Source organism: Desulfovibrio piger (assembly GCF_012843875.1).
Classification (GTDB): Bacteria; Desulfobacterota; Desulfovibrionia; order Desulfovibrionales; family Desulfovibrionaceae; genus Desulfovibrio.
On the sequence record NZ_JABAFY010000107.1, the window covers coordinates 1 to 1342 of the forward strand.

The 1342-nt window shown below is 48.7% G+C and carries 2 protein-coding genes; both read right to left on the minus strand.

What is annotated here, in order from left to right:
• Positions 1-109 precede the first annotated feature (109 nt).
• Positions 110-313, minus strand: coding sequence for a hypothetical protein (locus HF854_RS12320; RefSeq protein WP_168936546.1), 204 nt, complete (start codon positions 311-313; stop codon positions 110-112).
• Between the two features lie 385 nt (positions 314-698).
• Positions 699-1043 (minus strand): hypothetical protein, encoded by a 345-nt coding sequence (locus tag HF854_RS12325; RefSeq protein WP_168936547.1) that lies wholly within the window; start codon positions 1041-1043, stop codon positions 699-701.
• Between the last annotated feature and the right edge of the window lie 299 nt (positions 1044-1342).

The window sequence follows — 1342 nt, forward strand, 5'->3', positions numbered from 1 at the left end:
GCTACTTTACCTTGCTTTGGCCTGTATCCTTTGGAGAAAACTGGTATAGCAAGGTGTATGCCGGACATTCTCTTAGTTCCTCGTCTGGAAATATAAAACAATTACTCTTTTACCCCAAAACGCCGCTTTGCGCCATAGGAGTCACAATAGCGCTCTCTTCAACCTCGCTTTTTTCTTCCCCCAGGAGCGTCTTGGCGTCCACTGTGAGATGTAAGCTGGCATCCTTCTGCATTCGTTGCAATTCGCGGATGACGGCGCTGTTATTCTCGTGTGCCAGCGCCAATTCCGCCTTGGCCTGCTCCTGGGCGCACAAACCCTATTCGCCTGCAAAACAGACTGATACAGGCCGCCAGCTGGCTGGATATTTACGGCCCCTACCGGGAGTACTGTGGCTAATGAGTCCGGCGGCTCCCAGCGCCACAGGGACGACAGCCACCTCCTTCGTGCGTTGCGATGAACAGCTCAGGGATGTCGTAGCATTAGCGGTGCAGGCGACCATGCAGTCCCTAAAAAAGCGCCCAGCAACACCGGGACGCCTCCCCATGCCAGCATCATACGCATGATACCCTGCTACCGCACAGCATACGATACCGTTTCTACAGACCATACATAAAAACGGCATGCCCGTTATCTACAGGCATGCCGTCATATTCCAAAAGCACTCTCCCCTGCCCCCCAATATTGGGGGCACAGGGGGACTATTCTTCAATACCGCACAATTTCCGTACGTCCTTTTGCGGAAGGCTGGTATCTCGCGTCACCAGCTTGTAGGACTTCTGCTCTCCAAGGGCATTGATGAGCAAAAGCCCATCTTCGCCTTTTTTATCAAGATAACAGGGAACGTCCGAGTTATCGACAAAGATCTCCACCCTTTCCTCGGTCTCCTTGCTTATCCTATACTTGAATCCGTATATCTTTTCTTCGTTGATCTTCATGAAGATGGATGGCATCTCTTCAAGCTGCCACCAGCCACGGATATCAAAAGCGAATGCATTCAAAGGTATCGCCAAAAGCATGAGCATCAGCACAAACACGTTTCTCACAGTATTCTCCTCAAGCTAATCAGTAGCTAATTCCCTGGCATATCAGCAGGCAATATTTTCTGCATCAGCAGAAAACACTCCCTTCATCATGTATCCTGGCTTTTCTTCCTTCCTTTCCTGGATGCCGACGGCACCGATAGCAAAAATAAAAAATTATTTCAAGGATGATGTTTTCAAAAATAAATACACAATAATCAATAATTTTATTATAAAACAAGTTTAAGGGTATTCCTCTGGGAGTGACAGTCACAGGTGCCAATGTTCATGACAGCCGCCTGATAGAAGCGACGCTGAAGAAC